Below are 17,388 nucleotides of genomic sequence, written 5' to 3' on the forward strand. Positions count from 1 at the left end.
GGCCCATGGCCGAACTGCTGCTGCACCTCACCGAAGGCCCCCTGTGGGAGGCGGCCCGCGGGATCGGGACGTACGAGATGTCCACCCGCGGCCGCACCCTGCACGAAGAGGGCTTCATCCACTGCTCGCTGCCGCACCAGCTCGCCGGCGTGGCCGAGATGCTGTACGGCGCCGGGAGCGGGGCCGGGACCGGTGACCAGGAACTCGTGGTCCTCGTCATCGATCCCGACCGGCTCCCGGCGCCCGTACGGTACGAGCCCGTCGCGCCCGGCGGCGAGGAGTTCCCGCACATCTACGGTCCCGTCCCGGTGGACGCGGTCGTGGAGGTGCGGCCCTGGCCGCGCAAGGAAGGCGCTCCCGCATGAACAACCCACCCCCCACCGGCCCGGAGACCCCGGGCGCCCCCATCGTCGCCGTCACCGGCGCGGGCGGAGCCGTCGGCGGCCGTGTCGCGCGGCGTCTGGCACGCGCAGGCGTGCCCGTGCGGCTCCTCGGGCGCGACCCGTCCCGGCTGCCCGAACTGCCCGGCGCCGTCGCCGCGCCGCCCGCCCCGTACGGCGACGGCGAGGCCATGCGCCGCGCCCTGGCCGGGGCGCACACGCTGTTCCTCGTCTCGGCGCACGAGAGCCCGTACCGGGTGCGCGAGCACACGACGGCCGTGGACGCGGCGGTCGCCGTGGGCGTCGAGCGCATCGTGTACGTCTCCTTCCTGGGCGCGGCGCCGGACGCCACGTTCACCTTCGCCCGCGACCACTGGCACACCGAGGCGCACATCCGGGCCGCCGACATCCGCCACACCTTCCTGCGCGACAGCCTGTACCTCGCCGGGATCCCGGCGATGACCGGTGCAGACGGGGTGCTGCGCGGCCCGGCCGGGGACGGCCGGGTGGCGGCGGTGGCGCACGACGACATCGCGGACGCCGCGGTCGCCGTCCTGCTGGCCGACACCGAGGGCGACGACACCCGCCACGACGGGATCACCTACGACCTCACGGGCCCGGAGGCGTTCACCCTCGCCGAGGCGGCCGAGGAGCTCGGCAGGGTCACCGGCCGGACCGTCACCTACCGGCCGGAGACCCACGAGGAGGCCTACGCCTCCCGGGCGCAGTACGGTGCCGAGGACTGGGAGGTGGCCGGCTGGGTGACGTCGTACGAGGCCATCGCCGTCGGCGAGATGGCCACGGTCTCGGCGGCGGTGCCGGACCTCACCGGGCATCCGGCGACGAGCCTGGCCGCCTTCCTGCGGGAGCATCCGGACAGCTACCGGCATCTGCTGAAGACGGACTGACCCCGAGGCGGGCGGTGCCGGCGAGGAGAGGAACCGGAGGCCAGTACGGAGACCCCGTGGGGCTCCTGGGATCCGCCCCCGCCGGACGAGACCGCCCGCCTCTTCGCACCGTTGCGTGTCCCCTGACGGATCGCGGGGGGACACGCGGTCGAGTCCGCCGTGGGCCGAGCCCTCCGGGACCACGGCGACATCGATGTACTCCTGCTCCGGCGCGACCGGCTCGCGGCCCAGCACCTCCTGGCGGGCCGGGGGGCGGTGGGCGGCGGACCCGCCCGGCACCCTGCGCGTCGGCCCTCAGCCGGCGTACGCGCCCGACCGTGCCGCCGCCGCCGCGGCCTCGGCGGCACGGTCCGCGGCCGCCTCGTCGAGCGGGTCGCCGCTGGCCAGCAGCCGGTAGTAGAGCGGCGCGGACACGGCGCGGATCACCTCGTCCGGGTCCGTGCCCGCGGGCAGCTCCCCGCGCTCGACGGCCTCGGTGACGCAGCCGGACCACTCCTTGATGCGAATCGCGTAGAACCGGTGCAGCGCCTCGGCCGTGCGCGGGTCGCAGGTGGCCGCGGCGATCACGGACTTGAAGAGCGCGCCCTGCCGCGGGTCGGAGAGGGTCCTCGCCACCAGCCGGGCGTTGGCCCGGAGGTCCTCGGCCAGCGAACCCGTGGCGGTACGGGGCGAGGACTGCTCGGCCATGTCGTCGAGCAGGTCCGCGATCAGCCCGGTGGGCGTGGACCAGCGCCGGTAGACGGTCGTCTTGCCGACCTCCGCCCGGCGCGCCACATCGGCGAGGTCCAGGCGGTCGAAGCCGTGCTCGGCCAGGGCGTCGCCCGCCGCCCGCAGGACCGATTCGCGGACCCGGGCGGTACGGCCACCGGGCCGGACGCTTCCGGGTTCCACACCCTCAGAAGTCATAACGGGTCTCCAGTTCCATTAGTAACCCTTCCTCTGTTACGGTGACTCCACTTTAACGGCACTTTAGTCCCATTAGAGCCTCTCTCCGAGGAAGGCCATCATGTCCGCACCCAGCCAGGCCCCGTCGGATACGACCGGCGCCACCGCTCTCTCCCCTTCCCCTGTCTCCTCCCCGTCCCGGACCCGCATGACCGGACGGCAGAAGCTCGTCCTCGCACTCCTCCTCGGCGCCCAGTTCATGATCGCCGTGGACTTCTCGATCCTGAACGTCGCGCTGCCGGTCGTCGGCGAGGGGCTCGGCTTCTCCCTCTCCCACCTCCAGTGGATCGCCACCTCGTTCGCGCTCGCCGCGGCCGGCTTCACCCTGCTCCTCGGCCGGATCGCCGACCTCGTCGGCCGCAAGCGGCTGTTCCTCGCCGGGATGTCCGTCCTCGGCCTCTCCTCCGCCCTCGGCGGGCTCGCCACCTCGCCCGAAATGCTGCTCGTGGCACGGGTGTTGCAGGGGCTCGCCACGGCGGCCGTGACCCCGGCCGGACTCGCGCTGCTGACCACCGCCTTCAAGGAGGGCCCGCTGCGCGAACGCGCCCTGGGTCTCAACGGGGCGCTGATGTCCGCCGGTTTCACCGCCGGTGCCGTCCTCGGCGGCCTGCTCACCGACCTGCTCTCCTGGCGCTGGGCGTTCTTCGTCAACGTGCCGGTCGCCGCCCTGGTGGTCGCCCTCGCCCCGGCCGTCATCACCGACTCGCGGCCGGCCGGGCGCCCCCGGCTCGACGTCCCCGGGGCCGTGACCGTCACCGGCGGACTGCTGCTGCTCGTCTACGGTCTGACGCAGGCCGGTGAGTCCGGCTGGACCAGGCCCACCACCCTGGCCGCCCTGCTCGCCGGGCTCGTGCTCCTCGTCGCCTTCCGGGCCGTCGAGAAGAAGGCCCCGGCGCCGCTGGTCCCCGTACACATCCTGAAGCGGCGCAGCGTCATCTGGGGCAACACCGCGGGCCTGATCGCCTTCGTCACCGAGACCTCGCTGGTCTTCCTGCTCACCCTCTACCTCCAGGAAGTCCTCGGCCACTCACCCCTCGCCACCGGTCTCGCCTTCGGTGTCCTGGGCATCGGCACGGTGATCGGCGGCATGCTCGGCGGCCGTGCGGTCGGCCGGTTCGGGAGCCGTACGGCCATCGTCACCGGCGGCGCCGTCCAGGCCGCCGCCACGCTCTGTCTGGTGGCGCTCGGGACGTCGAGCGGCTGGATCACGCTGCTGCTGGCGGCCACCTTCGTCGGCGGCATCGGCAACATGCTGATGATCGTCGGCTTCATGGTCACCGCGACCTCCGGACTCCCCGACGAGGAACAGGGCCTGGCCACCGGCCTCGCCACCATGACCCAGCAGGTCGGCATCACCCTGGGCATCCCGGTCATGAGCGCCGTGGCCACCGCCCGGATGTCCGCCCTCGGCGACACCGGCCCCGAGGGCGTCCTCTCGGGCGTCTCGGTCGCGATCCTGGTCAACTCGGCGCTGGTCCTGGCCGGAGCGCTGCTCGCGGGCACCTTCCTCGCCCCGCGGCGCGCGAGGAGCGGCGCGCGAGGGTGACGGCGGGCAAGGGCCCGCCGGGCGCCGGCGCGCGGATGCCGGAGGCGGATCCGACGGGAGTCGGTGGATCCACCTCCGGCACCCCCGCGTCCGCGCTGCTCAGCCCTCGTCGTGCGCCTTCCGCAGCGCGGCGATGTCCAGCTTCTTCATGGTCATCATCGCGGCGGTGGCCCGGGCGGCCTTGGCCCCGTCCGGGTCGAGGAGCAACTCGGTCAGGCCCTCGGGCACGACCTGCCAGGAGAGGCCGTACCGGTCCTTCAGCCAGCCGCAGGGCCCTTCTTCGCCGCCGTCGGTGAGGCTGCTCCAGTAGTGGTCCACCTCGGCCTGGTCGGCGCAGTCGATCTGGAACGAGACGGCCTCGTTGAAGGTGAACTCCGGCCCGCCGTTCACCCCGACGAACCGCTGCCCGTTGAGCTCGAACTCGACCGTCATCACCGACCCGGCGGGCCCCGGCCCCGCCTCGCTGTAGCGCCCGATCCTGCCGAGGCGCGCGTTCCTGAAGACGGAGATGTAGTACTCCGCCGCCTCCTCGGCCTGCCCGTCGAACCACAGACATGTGGTGAAGCCCTCGGTGGTCATCGTTTTCTCCCCTCGTGCGCGCAGCCCCGTCGCCCGCGCATGTCCACCCATACCGACCGATCCTGCCCCGAAAGCTCATCGGTGGTACGAGGAGCGAATCGACGGGGGACCGGCATCGGCCGACTTCATATGGTCCCCTCGCGGGAGGCGAAACCCCTGGCGACACGGCCGCGTTCCAGGTAAACGGCTTCGCAAACTCCTCCGCGAACGCCTCCGCGCGCTCCCGGTAACCGTCCCGGGCCCGGCGCGAGGCCGCGGAGGTTGTCAGTCCCTGCCGCTACCGTCTGTGCGTTCACGGTCTTCGGAGAGGACGGCTCCATGGGTGCCGGCGGATGGGACTACGTCACCGGGTACGACGGGGATGTCGAGGCGGCCCTGGAGGCCCTGCGGACAAGGCTGTTCCGGGAGCAGTACGGCGACGGTTCCCGCTACCGAAGCCTGGAAGAACTGTACGAGGACGCGGAGTTCATGGGAAACGAGGGCACCCATACGATCCTCGACATCGACAGGGTCGTCGCCACGGACGACCCGCCGACGCAGTCCCGCCCCTCCGACTACGGCACCCTTCGCCCTCTGGCACTCGGCCGAGTGGTCCACCACTTCGGTACGGACCGCCCCACGGTCGCGCAGTACGAAGAACTTGTCGCCGCTGCCGACGACGCCGCGAGCCACGAGGAACACGAGCGGAGCCTCCTGGGTGAGTGCCGGATGCGGTGGACCGGCCGTTACGTCGTCCTCTACGCCGACGACCAGCCCACCCACCTGGGAGTCTTCGGATTCTCGGGCGATTAGGGCCGATGCGGCGGGACGGGTGACCGCTCCTGCCGACGGCGTACCGTATGACTCCCGCGCACCGACCGCCCACCGCAGCCGACAAGACGGCAGAACACCCATGACCTCCACATCGATCCGCTTGATCGAGCCCTCCGACGGCCCCGCACTCGCCGGCCTGCTCTCCCGGGACAAACAGGCGTACGCGCGCTGGCTGCCCGCGAGGCCCGCGGAGTTCTACACGCCCGACGGGCAGGCCGCGGTCATCGAATCCCTTCTGGCCTCCCACGACGACGGACTCACCTGGCCCGGCGTCGTGGTCGCCGACGAGACCGTCATCGGGCAGGTCACCATCGGCTCGATCCTGCGCGGCCCGTTCCAGAAGGGTTTCCTCGGCTACTGGGTCTCCTCTCTCCACCAGGGACGCGGACACACGAGCCGCGCCGTGGGCCTCGCGTTGCGGATCGCCGAGGACGAGCTGAACCTGCATCGCCTTGAGGCACACACCCAACTGGAGAACCTCGCGTCCCAGGCGGTCCTGCGCAAGCACGGATTCACTTCCTGGGGCATCGCCCATGACCACTTCTACGCCGACGGCGCATGGCGCGACGAAGTGTTCTGGGAAAGGAAACTGACCGACAGTCACATCCTTTGGAACGCCCGGCAGTAGGCGTCACTTCAGCCGCTTGGTGTGGGGACGCTCGTCCCAGCGGTAGCGTGGGGTGGCACGGCGGATGAGCATACGCAGCGTGACGATTGCTGCGGCGAGGTAGAGGTAGAAGTCCACGACTCGGCTGCGCCTGTCGGTGCAGCGCCGTAGCCTGCCGAAGCCGTTCATCCACGCGTGACTGCGCTCGACCACCCATCTCTTGTCGGCTTGGATCTGGGCGGGGGGACGCCCTTGCGGGCGATCTCGGCGGTGAATTCGAGTCCGGCGAGCGCGGAACGGGTCCTGCTGCTGCCGTAACCTCGGTCAAGGTTCACGTTGACCTGGTGGGGAAGGTCGCCGACCTGTTCCTTGGCGGCTTGAAGGGTGGGCACGAGAAGCGGGGAGTCGTGGCGGTTGGCCACGGCCGCCACGACGCCGAGTGGAACGCCGGTGGCCTCGGTGGCCACGGAGCGTTTCAGGACCTGCTTGCCCCGGTCCACGGGTGAGCGTGCGGCGGCCTCCCCGCCGCAGGGGGCCTTGGTGATGCAGCCGGCCACGGACAGTTCATCGAGCTTCAGGCCGATCATCCGGTCGTACGCCTGCAGGGCGAGCGCGTGCACCTGCTTGGCTGTCCCCAACTCGGCCCAGTGCGTGAGGCGGCGTCGAATCGTGCGGTCCGAGCAGCCGGGGCCGGCGATGCGCTCGTAGCCGGAGCCGTGTGCCGGCGCGGCGATGACATGTTCGAAGACGGTCCGGTCGGAGGTGCGCGGGTTGTGGCAGCCGAGCGGGTGGGTGTCGATGTGCTCGGGCAGCAGTGCCGCGAACTCGTCCCAAAGGGGTTCGAGCAGGCATGATGGCAAGACAGGCACGAGCCCTCCGGTGATCACTGAGCGTAGAGAACTCCGTGATCACCCGGGCTCGTGGCTGCTCTGCTCCGGGTGCCCGATGGACTATCCAGCGTGCCGCCTGCCGGGCGCTCCTGGGCGCGGGCGTCGTGTACGGCCGCGTCGGCGCGGGGCCGCACGCCGGTGATCACGACGTTGAGCAGATGGTCGGCTTTCCTCTCCCGGTCCCGCACGCGCTCGGTGGCAACCGCGATCCCGTTGGCCAGGTTGAGGAGTTCCGAGATCGTGATGTCGCTCCGGGCCGCGCCCGCCTGCTGCGCCTGGTGCAGAAGCTCTGCGCCTGCCGCGCGCACCTCGTCATGCCGCGCTTCCACGTGATGTCCGGGCTCGGCAAGTTCCTCGGACAGCAGCATGGCAAGGCCACGAAACGTGTTGTTGTGCTCCACGACTACCCGTAGCCACGCCTCAAGGGCGTGCCCGGGTTCGAACTCGGCCGAGAGCCGACGCGCTCGTGCGCACAGGGCCTGGACCCGCTCGTCCATCACCGCAACGGCAAGTGCGCGTCGCCCCTGAAAGTGGCGGTGCAGCGTCGCCGAGCCCACCCCGGCGTGCCGGGCAATCCGCTCCAGGGATACCAGCACGCCTTCCTCGGCAAACAGTCGACCGGCGGAGGCCACGATCCGCTCGCGGCTGATCCGGGCATCGGCACGCACGGGTCGGCCGTCGCCCGCACGTTCCTCGTTCGCTGGCTGCATTCTTTCCCGTCTTCTCATTAAGTGGGGTCTGACCCCACTTAATATGACAGAGTGAGGGCGCCGGACTCCTGCCGATCGAAAGGTTCGATGCCCGATGCCCGATGCGCTGGATGATCGCGACAGGATTCTCGGCGGCTTCGTGGGACGCCCGGCCCTGAAGTGGTATGCGGCCGCGTTCGCCGAACACTTCGACATCCACCGGGACTCGGGGGTCGTCGAGATCCGTATGCACACCGAGGGCGGATCGGCGGTCTTCTCGCGTGCGCTGCTGAACGCTTGGGGGAGAGTGCTCGCGGAAGCCGGTGCGGACCCGGACAACGAGGTCCTGATCATTACCGGGACGGGCCGACAGTGGATGGCCGGGGTCGATCCGCGGTCGTTTGCGCAACCGTTGTCACAGTGGTCCAGCGACCTGCTGTACGAGCAGTATTCCGACGGGGCGCGACTCCTTGAGGGGCTGGTCCTTGGTGTCGACGTCCCGACCATCGGGGTGCTGAACGGACCCGGTCCACGCCAGGAACTGGCCTTGATGTGCGACATCACCCTGTGCGCCGACGACGTGGTGATCGCCGACGGGAATTTCGCCGCCGGGTCGGTGCCCGGCGACGGCATGTACCTCGCCCTGGAGGAGCTTCTTGGTACCAAGCGTGCCGCCCACCTCGCCTACACGGGCGGGGGGATCGATTCCGCGACCGCACTGCAATGGGGGCTGGTCAACGAGGTGCTGCCGAGGGATCAACTGATGGACCGAGCCCGCCGAGTCGCAGAAACGATCATGGCTGCGCCCCGCACTTCCCGTCGGCTCACCCATGCGGTGATCAGCCACCCATGGCGACGCCGGATCACCGAGGAACTGCGTGGCGGATACGCACGGCAGCTCCTCGCGAGCAGTGGCAACTAGCGTTGCCGCGAACACCCCCCGGCATGAGCAGAGACGCGCCCCTACGAGGAGCTATGGCACCGACCATGAAGATCGACTCAGTGATCGCACGACAGCGTGTTGACGACCTGGACGCGGCCATCACCTTCTACGAGAGGGTGACCGGCCAGACAGCCGCCCGCTTCGCCTTCGCCGGGGTGGGGCTGGCGAGCATCGGCCCCTTTCTCCTGTTCAGCGGGACCGACGAAGCGGTGCAACGGGTCGCCGGAGTCGGGGCCACTCTCGTGGTCGCTGACCTGGACGCGGCGATCGAGGAAGCGGTGGCGGCCGGGGCCACCGTGGTGAGGCCAGCGCAGCCCACCCCCAATGGCCATCGTGCGGTGCTTCGTCACCCCCACGGGGGTGTGTACGAATACGTCGGCTCCTGAGCGGCCGCCGCGTCTGGGACCAGTTCGCGGCGCTGCTGCCCGAGCGCATCGCCGCGCTGGTGCACGGCTCGGGCAAGCGACTGAAGTGACGCCAACTGCCGGGCGCTCTTAGTCCGAGAAGGGAACGGCGTCGGCGGGGGAGGTGTGCCAGCTGGTGACGATCGGCTTGTCGACGACGAACGAGCCGACGTTCAGGGACTCCGGGTTCGGGTCGTCGTCGGCGACGGAGACGATGATGCTGTCCAGCTCCTTGCCGCCGTCCGCGTCGGTGGTCTTGGGGTTCACCCCGGCGTAGACGGTGACCCCGCCATGCAGTGTGATCGGCTGCCCCGCGGACTGCTCCGCGGGCGCGGCGGCCGTTCCGTCCGATCCGAAGGCCACGACCGGCAGCGCGGCGGGCAGGACGCAGGTGATGCCGGGCTTGGCCTTGCCCTTGATCAGGAAGTAGCCGCCTGCCTGGGACTCGGAACTCGCGCTCCAGGAGATGTCGTTGGTGCCGCAGCTCTGCCCGTAGCCGCTCTTGTCCCCGGCCGTGTCGCCGCCGCCCGCACTGGACTTGTCCGACGAGCCGCCGGCCGCGGCCCCGCCGCCGGAGGACTTCGAAGCGCCGGAAGCGCTGTTCCCGCCGTTCTTGTCCCCGCCGTCACTGCTGCCGGGTGCCGTCCGGCTCGCCTGTCCGGATGCCGCCGGGGCGCCCGACGCCGACGCGTCGTCACCGTCCTCGCACGCTGTCATCAGCAGGCCCGCGCCGAGCATGGCGGTGACGGCAAGGGCGGTGCGGAGACGACGGTTCATTACGGGGTTCCCTTTCGGCGTGGCAGGTGCGGGGCACCGGGTGCTCGGTACCGCGCGTTGACGATCAAGAAGACGACCGCTCCTGGCTGCCGGTTCGCGCTGTCTCACGTCCAGGACGTTGCCGTCACGCGCCTGTGACACGGATCCCGGGCCCGTGTCCGCCGTCGTCACGCTGCGGATCCACGCGCACCTGCGACCGGGCGAAAAAAGACCGCACCCGGTCCGCCATGGACGCCGTGCTCGGCGGCCTGCGGACCGGGTGCGGGGAGGTGGGCGACGCGAGCCGTGAAACCGCGGGTCGGACGGCCCGGCCGAAGATCAGGCCTTCCTGGTCCTCCAGTAACGGGCCGGGCTGGTGACCTGCGGCGATGGTGGTCGCGCAGGTCACTGACCCGGACTCCTGGTGCCGCCCTGCGGCGGCGGTGCCTCAGCTCTGTGCGGGTTCGTCGCCCGCCTGCCCGGCGCCCTCGGCCGTGCCTGTCTTCTCGCGCATCTTCCGTACCAGCTCCGCCCTCTTGTCCGCCGCGTTCCGGCGGTCGAGGTTGCGGTGCGGACCGTTGTTCTGCCGTTCGGTGCGGGACAGCTTCTTGCGCTGGCCGCCGCCCTGGCCCACGGGGTTGTTGATGTTCTTGCTGTCGGTCACGGGCTCTCCCGGTATTGATGTGAAGTGATCTACGGATTCGTCGGTGGGGGACGGGCGCGGCGACCGACGGCCTCCTGGAACACCTCGCCGCGCGCCCCTCCAAGGAGTGGCTGTTCACGATGGAGGAGAGGGAGCCCCTCAACCATCGGTGCTGGAAGACCGAGTGGAACTGCGCCCGCAAGGTGCTCCAGGCGGTCGAGAACGGGGCCGCCGAGCGGGAAGGCCGCAAGCCCGTCGCACTGCCGCACCTGGTGACCCACGACCTGCGGCACTTCTGCGCCTCCGCGCTCATCGCCGACGGCGTGAGCGTCAAGCAGGTGCAGCTGGTCCTCGGGCCCGTGTCCGCCGTCGTCACGCTGCGGATCCACGCACACCTGCGACCGGGCGAAAAAGACCGCACCCGGTCCGCCATGGACGCCGTGCTCGGCGGCCTGCGGACCGGGTGCGGGGAGGTGGGCGACGCGAGCCGCGAAACCGCGGGTCGGACAGCCCGGCCGAAGATCAGGCCTTCTTGGTCTCCCAGAAGATCTTGTCGATCTGGGCGATGAGGTCCAGCGCCTTCTGGCCCGTCGCCGGGTCCGTGGAGGCCTTCGCGGCCGAGAGCGCCTTGAGGGCGTCGTTGACCAGCTGGTGCAGCTCCGGGTACTTCTCGAAGTGCGGGGGCTTGAAGTAGTCGCTCCACAGCACCGAGATGTGGTGCTTGGCGAGCTCGGCGCGCTGCTCCTTGATGACCACCGCGCGGGCCCGGAAGTGCGGGTCCTCGTTGGCCTGGTACTTCTCCTGGACGGCCTTGACGGACTCCGCCTCGATGCGGGCCTGGGCCGGGTCGTACACGCCGCAGGGCAGGTCGCAGTGGGCGCTGACCTTCACCTTGGGGGCAAACAGGCGGGAAAGCATTGAGCTGTCCTTCCTCGTGATCGTCTTCTCAGGTGGGACATTACTCCGTGAGAGACGTGTTTTCGTGGGTGCCCCCATGGGCTTAGGCCAAAAGTCCAGGGCGAGGATGGGACCAGTGGCCGAATGTACGGAACGCTGTGCAGGACGTGTACTGGACGGACCGGGGAGGTGCCGGAGAGATGCGGGAGGTGCCGGAGGTGCCGGAGCTGACGCAGGGGCAGCCCGGGCGGGGGCTGGCGGGGCGGGTGCGGTTCCAGGTGGTGGAGGTGACCGGGCCGTCGATGGTGCCGACGCTCCATCACGGGGACTGGCTGCTCGTGCAGTACGGGGCGATGGTGCGCCCCGGTGACGTGGTGATCCTCAGACATCCGTTCCAGCAGGACCTGCTGGTCGTGAAGCGGGCCGCCGAGCGCCGTCGGGGCGGCTGGTGGGTGCTGGCCGACAACAGCTTCGCGGGCGGGGACAGCACGGACTACGGGGTGGTGCCCGAGGAGTTCGTACTGGCCAGGGTCCGGGCGCGCTACCGGCCGTTGAAGAAGGATCAGCGGTCGGTGCGGGGTGTGGTGGCCTGGGCGGTCTCCGCGCTGCGGCCGGTGTCGGCGGCCCGTTCCGTCTCCAGGCGTTTGCGGGCCCGGTAGGCGGCCACATTGGCGCGGGTCGCGCAGCGGTCGGAGCAGTAGCGGCGGGACCGGTTGGTCGAGGTGTCGAGGTAGGCGTTGCGGCACGGCGATGCCTCGCACAGGCCGAGCCGGTCGACCCCGTACGAGGTGAGGTGGAAGGCGAGGCCCATCGCCGCGATGGCGGCGTACCCGGCCGTCGCGTTCGACGGATGGTCGGCCAGGTGCATGTGCCAGTCCGGCTTGCCGTCCTCGTCGCGGGTCTCGTGGCCGGAGATCTGCGGGCTGACCGGGAACTCCAGCAGCAGTGAGTTGAGCAGGTCGACGGCGAGCGTCTCGTCACCGCCGTCGGCCGCCTCGAAGACCGAGCGCAGCCGCGCCCGTACGGACCTGAAGCGGGTCACGTCCGCGTCGGTCGCCCGCCGGGCCGCCTGGCCGTTGGCGCCGAAGAGCTCGCGGACCGCCTCCACGGAGGTGAGGGAGTCCTTGTTGCGGTCCGGCTCCTCGGTGTTGACCAGACGTACGGCGTAGTCCGAGTAATAGGCCAGTTCCACTTGTAGTCCTTACGGCGTCGGTCTATGGTCGATGCAGCGAACGGTGTAATGGGCTTTTACGGGTCCAGGGTATTACATGGAGGTTCCTGGTGACTGAGACATCGACAGGTACGGACTGGCGGGCCTGGCAGGAGAGCTGGGACCGGCAGCAGGAGTGGTACATGCCCGACCGCGAGGAGCGGTTCCGGGTGATGCTGGACATGGTCGAGGCCCTTGTGGGACCGCGGCCGAGGGTGCTCGATCTCGCATGCGGTACGGGAAGTATTACGGACCGGCTGCTCAAGCGGTTCCCGGAAGCCACCAGCACCGGCGTGGACCTCGACCCGGCGCTGCTCGCCATCGCGCGCGGCTACTTCGACGGCGACGAGCGCGTCACCTTTGTCAGCGCGGACCTCAAGGACCCCGAGTGGGCGCGGCAGTTGCCGTACGACTCGTACGACGCCGTGCTCACCGCCACCGCCCTGCACTGGCTGCACACCGAACCGCTCACCGCGCTCTACGGGCACATCGGCGGGCTCGTCAGGGACGGCGGGGTGTTCATGAACGCGGACCACATGATCGACACCGCGACGCCCCGGATCAACACGGCCGAACGCGCCCACCGGCACGCCGCCATGGACCGGGCCAGGGTCGCCGGCGCACTCGACTGGGCGGACTGGTGGGCGCTGGCCGCCGAGGACCCGGTCCTCGCCGGGCCGACCGCCGAGCGGTACAGGATCTACGGCGAGCACGCGGACGGCGACATGCCCTCCGTCGGCTGGCACACCGAGACCCTGCGCGCGGCCGGATTCGGCGAGGCGCGGAGCGTCTGGGCCTCGCCCTCGGACAGCCTGGTGCTCGCCGTGAAGTAGCGGCGGAACGTGCGATGAGGGGCGGTGCGGGGAGGTTGCCCGTACCGCCTCTTCGTTTTCCGGACCCCGCTGCAACCCGCCGTGCCTCCCGCCGCACTGGAAGGGTGAGACGGTCCGCACCCGCGGACCCGGAGAGGGGCGCCGACGATGCGGATCGATGACGATGCCGCGCTGCACGCCTTCGTCGAAGGCAGACGTACCGCGCTGTTCCGCAGCGCGTACCTGCTCTGCGGCGACCGGCACGAGGCCGATGACCTGGTCCAGGCGACGCTGGTCAAGGTGGTGCTCGGCGGGCGGCGGTACGGACGGCTCGACAACATCGAGGCGTACGCGCGCAAGACGCTGATCAACACCTTCATCGCATCCCGCCGCAGGTTCTGGCGGCGCGAACAGTCCTACGGCGAACTGCCCGACCGTGCCGGCCGGGCGCCGGACACGGACACCGGCCTGGCGGTGCGGGCGGCACTCGCCCGGCTCACGGACAAGCAGCGGGCCGTACTGGTCCTGCGCTACTGGGAGGACCTGAGCGTCGAGGCCACGGCCGGGCTGCTCGGGATGCGGGAGAACACGGTCAAGAGCCACACGGCTCGGGGGTTGGCGGCACTGCGCGCCGAGATGGCGGAGGAACTGGTATGAGCAACGACGTGCACGAGCTGCTGGGGCGGGCCGCGGACGACGCCGGACAGCCGGCCACCACCACCCGGACGGTGTACGCCGGGGCCGCCCGGGTGCGGCTGCGGCGCCGGGTCACCGTCTCGGTCGCGGCGGTCGCCGCGGTCGCGGCCGGAGCCGTGGTCGTGCCGAACCTGGCACCGAAGGGCGACGACCCGCAGGAAACCACCGTGGCGGCCCCGGTCGAGCTCGCGGGGAACAGCGGTCGGGCGAAGGACCTGGCGAAGGTGCTGCCCGAGGACGTCGGCGCCGTGGACCAGGTCTCGCTCTCCGTCGTCCTCGACCCGGACACCTCCAAGCGGGAGATGGAGCACCTGCAGGGACCGCTGGACGGCAGCTTCTCCGTACGCAGGGACGGCGGCGTCGGCTATCTCGTCATCGGCTACATCGACACCGGCAGCCCCGTCGCGGGGGACGACCCGTGCAAGCCCGCCCAGGGGATGCCGGGCATGCCGGACTGCGTGAACGAGAAGCTGCCGGACGGGCGGGTGCTGACGACCTGGAGCGACCCGATGGACCACGAGGGCGGACCGCGGTGGGGCAAGGAACTGGCCGGCCGGCTCACCCTGAAGGGCGGCGGGGTGCTGGCCGTCCGTGACAGCACCGGCTTCAAGGGCGAGCGGGCGCAGGGCCCGCTCCTGAAGACGCCGCCGCTGACCCGCGCCCAGCTGCGGGAGCTGCTGCTCAGCCCGGAGCTGCTGCCCAAGAAGTAGGGGACGGAAGAGGGCGGTACGGAGGTCGCCTCCGTACCGCCCTCTCTCCGCGCCGCTACAGCACCTTCGACAGGAACGACTTCGTCCGGTCGTGCTGCGGGTCGGTCAGCACATCGCGCGGGTGGCCCGACTCGACCACCACACCGTCGTCCATGAAGACCAGCGCGTCGCCGACCTCACGGGCGAAGCCCATCTCGTGGGTCACGACGATCATCGTCATGCCGTCCTCCGCGAGACCGCGCATGACGTCCAGGACATCCCCCACCAGCTCCGGGTCGAGCGCCGACGTCGGCTCGTCGAAGAGCATCAGCTTCGGCTCCATGGCCAGGGCGCGGGCGATGGCCACCCGCTGCTGCTGTCCGCCGGAGAGCTGGGAGGGGTAGTTCCTCGCCTTGTCGCCGAGGCCGACCCGGTCCAGCAGCCGCTCGGCCCGGGCCCTGGCCACGGCCTTGGACTCGCGCCTGACCTGGACGGGGGCCTCCATGACGTTCTCGATCGCCGTCATGTGCGGGAAGAGGTTGAAGCGCTGGAAGACCATGCCGATGTCCCGGCGCTTCAGCGCGACCTCGCTGTCCTTGAGCTCGTAGAGCTTGTCGCCCTTCTGGCGGTAGCCCACCAGGTCGCCGTCGACGTACAGCCGGCCGGCGTTGATCTGCTCCAGGTGGTTGATGCACCGCAGGAACGTCGACTTGCCGGAACCGGACGGGCCGATCAGGCAGAAGACCTCCTGCGGCGCGACCTCCAGGTCGATGCCCTTGAGGATGTGCGCGGCGCCGAAGGACTTGTGGACGCCCTCGGCCTTCACCATGGCGGTCATGCCATGCCTCCCTTCGGGCGGCCGAGGGACAGGAGATTGGCCCTGACCTTCTGGAACGGGGTGGGCGGCAGGGTGCGGCTCGAACCGCGCGCGTAGTACCGCTCCAGGTAGTACTGGCCGATGCTCAGCACCGACGTCATGATCAGGTACCAGGCCGCGGCCAGGAAGTACATCTCGACCGGTGCTCCGGACGCCTGCCCGATGTCCTGGGCGTTCTTGAACAGCTCGTAGAACTGCACGGCCGCCACCAGCGACGTCGTCTTGAGCATGTTGATCACTTCGTTGCCCGTCGGCGGCACGATCACCCGCATCGCCTGCGGGATCACGACTCGGCGCAGGGTCTTGCCGTGGCTCATGCCCAGCGCGTGCGACGCTTCCGTCTGGCCCTCGTCGACCGAGAGCAGACCGGCGCGGCAGATCTCGGCCATGTACGCGGCCTCGTTGAGACCCAGGCCGAGCAGCGCCGTCAGCAGCGGCGTCATGAAGCTCGACCAGTAGTCCTTGTAGATCGGCATGAGGTCGATGTACTCGAAGACCAGGCCCAGGTTGAACCAGACGAACAGCTGGACCAGGACCGGCGTGCCGCGGAAGAACCAGATGTAGAACCAGGCGATCGACGAGGTCACCGGGTTCCTGGACAGCCGCATCACGGCCAGCAGGATGCCGCCGACGATGCCGATGACCATGGACAGGGCGGTCAGCAGCAGGGTCTGGGTGACGCCCTTGAGGATGCGGTGGTCGAAGAAGTAGTCGGGGACCGCACCCCAGTTGATCTTGCCCTGGCTGAAGGCGTAGACGATCGCGGCGAGCGCCCCGATCGCGATGACCGCCGAGACGTACCGGCCGTAGTGCCGGACCGGAATGGCCCTGATCGCCTCGGGGCCGGGCGGTGGGGTGGAGGATATGGGCGGCCGGTCGACCGGGCCCGTCTTCTCGATGTCTGTCACAGGAAGAACCTTTCAGCGCCGGTGCCTGGTCAGGATCCGCCGTTCACCTTGGCCTCGGTGACCGCGCCGGCGTCCACACCCCACTTGGATATGATCTTGTTGTACTCGCCGTTCTTGATGATCGCCTCCAGGGCCGCCTGAACGGCCTTGGTCAGCTGGTCGTTGCCCTTGGCGACGGCGATGCCGTACGGGGCGGCCTCGACCTGCTCGCCGACGATCTGGAAGTCCTTGCCGCCGCCCGAGGTCTTCACCGCGTACGCGGCCACCGGGAAGTCGGAGGAACCGGCGTCGACGCCACCGCTGCGCAGCCGGGTCTGGGCCTCCAGGTCGTTGTCGAAGGTCTCGATGGCGATCTTCTTGCCGCCGGCGCACTTCTTCGACTCGTCCTTGGCGAGGTCGTGCGAGACGGTGCCGCGCTGGACCGCGATCTTCTTGCCGCACAGATCGGCCCAGCTCGTGATCCCCCGGTCGTCGCCCTTCCGGGTGTAGATCGAGACACCGGCGGTGAAGTAGTCGACGAAGTCGACGCCCTCGCCGACCTTCTTCTTCGTCTCGGAGTCGATGCCCTGCTGGCGGTCCTTGGTGTCGGTCATCGAGGACATCGCCAGGTCGTAGCGCTTGGAGCGCAGACCGGTGATCAGCGTGTCGAACGTGCCGTTCTGGAACTGGAGCGTCACGCCGAGCTGCTTGCCGATCGCGGCGGCGATGTCAGGGTCGATGCCGACCGTGTTGCCGGACTTGTCCTTGAACTCGACCGGCGGATAGGCGATGTCCGAACCGACCTTGATGACGCCCTTGTCCTTGATCTCCTTGGGCAGGAGACCGGAGAGCGGGGCCGATGCCGACCTGTTCGTCGGCCCGTTCTTGGTCTGGTCGCCACAGGCGGCCAGCAGCATGGTGCCGGCGACCGCGATGGCGCCGACCGCTGCGATCCTGGATTTCGCGGCCGTGCGACGTGTGGTGCTTGCGGTCATGATCGGGGTTCCTCCGGCAGGTGAGGGTGGTGTTACCAGGCGGTATGGACACACGACTGTGGATCTCGCCCCCCTGTGTGATTAGGGCATCTTGCCATTCGGACTGGCTCGAACTTGCCGCTGCGCATGTCAAAATCGGATAACGGGCGATCCCCGAACCCCGGGGGGCCGGTACACGAGGCCGGACCATCCACGGGGTTTCCCTCTTCACGCCGGAAGATC

21 protein-coding genes and 2 pseudogenes are annotated in these 17,388 nt (G+C 70.0%); 12 read left to right on the forward strand and 11 right to left on the reverse strand.

What is annotated here, in order from left to right; all coding sequences use genetic code 11:
* Nucleotides 1-5: 5 nt before the first annotated feature.
* Together ACWCPY_RS15185 and ACWCPY_RS15190 are read left to right on the forward strand one after the other, a co-directional pair.
* The gene (locus ACWCPY_RS15185; RefSeq protein ID WP_451265002.1) at nt 6-365 is read left to right on the forward strand and encodes a DUF952 domain-containing protein; all 360 of its coding nucleotides are present in this window, start codon (nt 6-8) and stop codon (nt 363-365) included.
* Nucleotides 362-1,288, forward strand: a complete 927-nt coding sequence (locus ACWCPY_RS15190) for an NAD(P)H-binding protein (protein ID WP_451265004.1) — start codon at nt 362-364, stop codon at nt 1,286-1,288. The genes ACWCPY_RS15185 and ACWCPY_RS15190 overlap by 4 nt, the downstream gene beginning before the upstream one ends.
* Before the next feature lie 294 nt (nt 1,289-1,582).
* Here ACWCPY_RS15190 and ACWCPY_RS15195 read toward each other — a convergent pair whose 3' ends face one another.
* Entirely contained in the window at nt 1,583-2,194 is a 612-nt protein-coding gene (locus tag ACWCPY_RS15195; RefSeq protein WP_451265006.1) for a TetR/AcrR family transcriptional regulator, read from the reverse strand.
* A gap of 100 nt (nt 2,195-2,294) precedes the next feature.
* Here ACWCPY_RS15195 and ACWCPY_RS15200 point away from each other — a divergent pair, with 100 nt between their 5' ends.
* Nucleotides 2,295-3,779, forward strand: coding sequence for an MFS transporter (locus ACWCPY_RS15200; RefSeq protein WP_451265008.1), 1,485 nt, complete (start codon nt 2,295-2,297; stop codon nt 3,777-3,779).
* A 99-nt stretch (nt 3,780-3,878) separates the two neighbouring features.
* Here ACWCPY_RS15200 and ACWCPY_RS15205 read toward each other — a convergent pair whose 3' ends face one another.
* Complete coding sequence (locus ACWCPY_RS15205; RefSeq protein WP_451265010.1) at nt 3,879-4,358, reverse strand: VOC family protein; 480 nt, start codon at nt 4,356-4,358, stop codon at nt 3,879-3,881.
* Nucleotides 4,359-4,676: 318 nt separating this feature from the next.
* Between ACWCPY_RS15205 and ACWCPY_RS15210 the strand changes: the two genes are divergently transcribed.
* The gene (locus ACWCPY_RS15210; RefSeq protein WP_451265012.1) at nt 4,677-5,150 is read left to right on the forward strand and encodes a hypothetical protein; all 474 of its coding nucleotides are present in this window, start codon (nt 4,677-4,679) and stop codon (nt 5,148-5,150) included.
* A gap of 100 nt (nt 5,151-5,250) precedes the next feature.
* Complete coding sequence (locus ACWCPY_RS15215; protein WP_451265014.1) at nt 5,251-5,799, forward strand: GNAT family N-acetyltransferase; 549 nt, start codon at nt 5,251-5,253, stop codon at nt 5,797-5,799.
* 3 nt (nt 5,800-5,802) lie between these two features.
* On the opposite strand, the pseudogene ACWCPY_RS15220 reads toward ACWCPY_RS15215, so the two are convergent.
* Nucleotides 5,803-6,647: pseudogene (locus tag ACWCPY_RS15220) on the reverse strand (IS5 family transposase).
* Between the two features lie 14 nt (nt 6,648-6,661).
* The gene (locus ACWCPY_RS15225) at nt 6,662-7,378 is read right to left on the reverse strand and encodes a TetR/AcrR family transcriptional regulator (RefSeq protein ID WP_451265016.1); all 717 of its coding nucleotides are present in this window, start codon (nt 7,376-7,378) and stop codon (nt 6,662-6,664) included.
* A gap of 94 nt (nt 7,379-7,472) precedes the next feature.
* On the opposite strand from ACWCPY_RS15225, the gene ACWCPY_RS15230 reads away from it, so the two are divergent.
* Complete coding sequence (locus ACWCPY_RS15230) at nt 7,473-8,279, forward strand: enoyl-CoA hydratase/isomerase family protein (protein ID WP_451265018.1); 807 nt, start codon at nt 7,473-7,475, stop codon at nt 8,277-8,279.
* Nucleotides 8,280-8,344: 65 nt separating this feature from the next.
* Nucleotides 8,345-8,686 (forward strand): VOC family protein, encoded by a 342-nt coding sequence (locus ACWCPY_RS15235; protein WP_451265020.1) that lies wholly within the window; start codon nt 8,345-8,347, stop codon nt 8,684-8,686.
* A 108-nt stretch (nt 8,687-8,794) separates the two neighbouring features.
* Here ACWCPY_RS15235 and ACWCPY_RS15240 read toward each other — a convergent pair whose 3' ends face one another.
* Nucleotides 8,795-9,481: a DUF4232 domain-containing protein gene (locus tag ACWCPY_RS15240; RefSeq protein ID WP_451265022.1), complete on the reverse strand. Its 687-nt coding sequence runs from the start codon at nt 9,479-9,481 to the stop codon at nt 8,795-8,797.
* 427 nt (nt 9,482-9,908) lie between these two features.
* Entirely contained in the window at nt 9,909-10,124 is a 216-nt protein-coding gene (locus ACWCPY_RS15245) for a DUF6243 family protein (RefSeq protein ID WP_451265024.1), read from the reverse strand.
* Between the two features lie 62 nt (nt 10,125-10,186).
* Here ACWCPY_RS15245 and ACWCPY_RS15250 point away from each other — a divergent pair.
* A pseudogene (locus ACWCPY_RS15250) lies at nt 10,187-10,672 on the forward strand (tyrosine-type recombinase/integrase); the annotation flags it as partial.
* On the opposite strand, the gene sodN reads toward ACWCPY_RS15250, so the two are convergent.
* Nucleotides 10,626-11,021, reverse strand: a complete 396-nt coding sequence (gene sodN, locus ACWCPY_RS15255; RefSeq protein ID WP_093549788.1) for a superoxide dismutase, Ni — start codon at nt 11,019-11,021, stop codon at nt 10,626-10,628. The pseudogene ACWCPY_RS15250 and the gene sodN sit on opposite strands and share 47 nt — an antisense overlap.
* Nucleotides 11,022-11,200: 179 nt before the next feature.
* Between sodN and sodX the strand changes: the two genes are divergently transcribed.
* On the forward strand, nt 11,201-11,659 hold the full coding sequence (sodX, locus tag ACWCPY_RS15260) for a nickel-type superoxide dismutase maturation protease (RefSeq protein ID WP_451265026.1): 459 nt from the start codon (nt 11,201-11,203) through the stop codon (nt 11,657-11,659).
* On the opposite strand, the gene ACWCPY_RS15265 is transcribed toward sodX, so the two are convergent.
* Nucleotides 11,563-12,192: a CGNR zinc finger domain-containing protein gene (locus ACWCPY_RS15265; RefSeq protein ID WP_451265028.1), complete on the reverse strand. Its 630-nt coding sequence runs from the start codon at nt 12,190-12,192 to the stop codon at nt 11,563-11,565. The genes sodX and ACWCPY_RS15265 overlap by 97 nt on opposite strands.
* 89 nt (nt 12,193-12,281) lie before the next feature.
* On the opposite strand from ACWCPY_RS15265, the gene ACWCPY_RS15270 reads away from it, so the two are divergent.
* The 3 genes from ACWCPY_RS15270 (at nt 12,282) to ACWCPY_RS15280 (ending at nt 14,428) form a co-directional block, all read left to right on the forward strand.
* Entirely contained in the window at nt 12,282-13,043 is a 762-nt protein-coding gene (locus tag ACWCPY_RS15270; protein WP_451265030.1) for a class I SAM-dependent methyltransferase, read from the forward strand.
* A 147-nt stretch (nt 13,044-13,190) separates the two neighbouring features.
* Nucleotides 13,191-13,679 carry a SigE family RNA polymerase sigma factor gene (locus ACWCPY_RS15275; protein ID WP_451265032.1) on the forward strand — a complete coding sequence of 163 codons (489 nt, stop codon included), beginning with the start codon at nt 13,191-13,193 and terminating at the stop codon, nt 13,677-13,679.
* Nucleotides 13,676-14,428, forward strand: coding sequence for a hypothetical protein (locus ACWCPY_RS15280; RefSeq protein WP_451265034.1), 753 nt, complete (start codon nt 13,676-13,678; stop codon nt 14,426-14,428). Before ACWCPY_RS15275 ends, ACWCPY_RS15280 begins: the two co-directional genes overlap by 4 nt.
* A gap of 55 nt (nt 14,429-14,483) precedes the next feature.
* Here the strand turns inward: ACWCPY_RS15280 and ACWCPY_RS15285 are convergent, their stop codons facing one another.
* The 3 genes from ACWCPY_RS15285 to ACWCPY_RS15295 are packed head-to-tail and all read right to left on the reverse strand — an operon-like array spanning nt 14,484 to nt 17,166.
* Nucleotides 14,484-15,245 carry an amino acid ABC transporter ATP-binding protein gene (locus tag ACWCPY_RS15285; RefSeq protein ID WP_451265036.1) on the reverse strand — a complete coding sequence of 254 codons (762 nt, stop codon included), beginning with the start codon at nt 15,243-15,245 and terminating at the stop codon, nt 14,484-14,486.
* Nucleotides 15,242-16,192, reverse strand: a complete 951-nt coding sequence (locus ACWCPY_RS15290) for an amino acid ABC transporter permease (protein ID WP_451265038.1) — start codon at nt 16,190-16,192, stop codon at nt 15,242-15,244. Before ACWCPY_RS15290 ends, ACWCPY_RS15285 begins: the two co-directional genes overlap by 4 nt.
* Nucleotides 16,193-16,221: 29 nt before the next feature.
* On the reverse strand, nt 16,222-17,166 hold the full coding sequence (locus ACWCPY_RS15295) for an ABC transporter substrate-binding protein (RefSeq protein WP_451265040.1): 945 nt from the start codon (nt 17,164-17,166) through the stop codon (nt 16,222-16,224).
* Between the last annotated feature and the right edge of the window lie 222 nt (nt 17,167-17,388).

The organism is Streptomyces sp. NPDC002403 (assembly GCF_053593015.1).

Excerpts from the sequence above, each read along its gene's own strand:
- sodN (WP_093549788.1), bottom strand. The coding sequence starts at position 11,021 with ATGCTTTCCCGCCTGTTTGCCCCCAAGGTGAAGGTCAGCGCCCACTGC.
- ACWCPY_RS15225 (WP_451265016.1), bottom strand. The coding sequence starts at position 7,378 with ATGCAGCCAGCGAACGAGGAACGTGCGGGCGACGGCCGACCCGTGCGT.
- ACWCPY_RS15205 (WP_451265010.1), bottom strand. The coding sequence starts at position 4,358 with ATGACCACCGAGGGCTTCACCACATGTCTGTGGTTCGACGGGCAGGCC.
- ACWCPY_RS15230 (WP_451265018.1), top strand. The coding sequence starts at position 7,473 with ATGCCCGATGCGCTGGATGATCGCGACAGGATTCTCGGCGGCTTCGTG.
- ACWCPY_RS15200 (WP_451265008.1), top strand. The coding sequence starts at position 2,295 with ATGTCCGCACCCAGCCAGGCCCCGTCGGATACGACCGGCGCCACCGCT.
- ACWCPY_RS15280 (WP_451265034.1), top strand. The coding sequence starts at position 13,676 with ATGAGCAACGACGTGCACGAGCTGCTGGGGCGGGCCGCGGACGACGCC.
- ACWCPY_RS15295 (WP_451265040.1), bottom strand. The coding sequence starts at position 17,166 with ATGACCGCAAGCACCACACGTCGCACGGCCGCGAAATCCAGGATCGCA.
- ACWCPY_RS15215 (WP_451265014.1), top strand. The coding sequence starts at position 5,251 with ATGACCTCCACATCGATCCGCTTGATCGAGCCCTCCGACGGCCCCGCA.
- ACWCPY_RS15275 (WP_451265032.1), top strand. The coding sequence starts at position 13,191 with ATGCGGATCGATGACGATGCCGCGCTGCACGCCTTCGTCGAAGGCAGA.
- ACWCPY_RS15285 (WP_451265036.1), bottom strand. The coding sequence starts at position 15,245 with ATGACCGCCATGGTGAAGGCCGAGGGCGTCCACAAGTCCTTCGGCGCC.
- ACWCPY_RS15190 (WP_451265004.1), top strand. The coding sequence starts at position 362 with ATGAACAACCCACCCCCCACCGGCCCGGAGACCCCGGGCGCCCCCATC.
- ACWCPY_RS15210 (WP_451265012.1), top strand. The coding sequence starts at position 4,677 with ATGGGTGCCGGCGGATGGGACTACGTCACCGGGTACGACGGGGATGTC.
- ACWCPY_RS15185 (WP_451265002.1), top strand. The coding sequence starts at position 6 with ATGGCCGAACTGCTGCTGCACCTCACCGAAGGCCCCCTGTGGGAGGCG.
- ACWCPY_RS15235 (WP_451265020.1), top strand. The coding sequence starts at position 8,345 with ATGAAGATCGACTCAGTGATCGCACGACAGCGTGTTGACGACCTGGAC.
- ACWCPY_RS15240 (WP_451265022.1), bottom strand. The coding sequence starts at position 9,481 with ATGAACCGTCGTCTCCGCACCGCCCTTGCCGTCACCGCCATGCTCGGC.
- sodX (WP_451265026.1), top strand. The coding sequence starts at position 11,201 with ATGCGGGAGGTGCCGGAGGTGCCGGAGCTGACGCAGGGGCAGCCCGGG.
- ACWCPY_RS15195 (WP_451265006.1), bottom strand. The coding sequence starts at position 2,194 with ATGACTTCTGAGGGTGTGGAACCCGGAAGCGTCCGGCCCGGTGGCCGT.